Origin of the sequence: Alteromonas sp. MmMcT2-5 (genome assembly GCF_022348315.1) — a bacterium.
Lineage (GTDB): Bacteria > Pseudomonadota > Gammaproteobacteria > Enterobacterales > Alteromonadaceae > Alteromonas > Alteromonas macleodii.
The window spans coordinates 1-1,197 of record NZ_JAKRFB010000132.1; the positions used below are offsets into that span (position 1 = coordinate 1).

Sequence of the window (1,197 nt, forward strand, 5' to 3'; positions counted from 1 at the left end):
GAGAAGGGCTGATTGTCATCAATATTCTCGTCAACAAACAGGTGAAGTAGCTCTGCCGCTTTCGTGACATTGTCCGCAGCTGACTGCCAGGACAGGAACACTGCTTGTTGTGCAAAGGCGTTGGCGGCTTCCTGTTGTTTTCGGATATGGTAAACAAACCCATCCGTCAGGCGCTCCAGTGCAAGTTGCATGCGCTCTGTCAGATGACACAGTAACCACAGGTGCTGCTGTGAGCGTTTGAAGCGCCGCACTTTACTGCCGTAGTAATCAATAAGGCCGCTGAAGTGTTGTCGATTTTTTAGCGACAGATTGAGCCTGTCCACAACGTCATTTATTTGCGTGTGCCATGGTGCTAACCGGTGGTAAATGGCGAGCTCTTTTTTAAGCTCAGGCACGGTCAGACTTTTGGCACCACCCCTGAGATGGCTCAGACTCAGCCCGTCGTCTTTAGTAGTGATTATGTTGTCCAGAAAGACGTTAAGTTCATTACTGGTAAGTTGATTCAGTTGGAGCGTCAGGTCTTTTCTGACCTGTTGCATTGTGCGGCTTATCAGTCTTTGAAGCACGGAGTACTTAGGAATGGCAATGTTATGGCTGGCAAGGTATTCAATGGCCGCATCAAAGAGGTGTCGAGGCTCCAGCCAGGCATGACCAATGTAAACCAGGTGGTGGCACAGAGCATTGAGGTGCTGTTTTTCATTCCACTTATTGTAATTCAGTAGACGCAGTATCCTTGAGTAAATACGGTCACGCTGCATTTTACTGACACTGAAAGGCCTGATCCCTTTACCTCTTTGAATTTGGGAGGCAATAAACTGCATGTCGATACTGATATCACGGAAACTCGGAGCAATGATCACTGGCTTAGATTTAAAATAGCCCAGAAGCGCCACGAAATAACAACGATGTTTAGTAAGCCTGATAGTACGGCATTCGGCCTGTTCTACATCGTTTAGCGAAAAATACAAACGTTGTTCCTCAATAGAAAACTGAGGTGCTGAATACAAGTCTCGTTGTTCTGCCTGAGTCAGAATCGAGAGTTCATTACTAATTGCCATGATGAATAAACGCCAATATGATTGATGGTGTTTATATAAGATGGCAGAATATTGGAAGGTAACCCACCGCCACAGACCATATAATATAATACCTGTAGCGTTCTATGTTACTTTAGAGGGGAAAATCCCTAGAACCCCA

Annotated in this window: 1 protein-coding gene; it reads right to left on the reverse strand. The window is 45.8% G+C overall.

What is annotated here, in order from left to right; all coding sequences use genetic code 11:
• Nucleotides 1-1,058: DUF4158 domain-containing protein (locus MHN09_RS21270; protein ID WP_239241843.1), on the reverse strand; the 1,058-nt coding region annotated here is incomplete at its 3' end.
• Between the last annotated feature and the right edge of the window lie 139 nt (nt 1,059-1,197).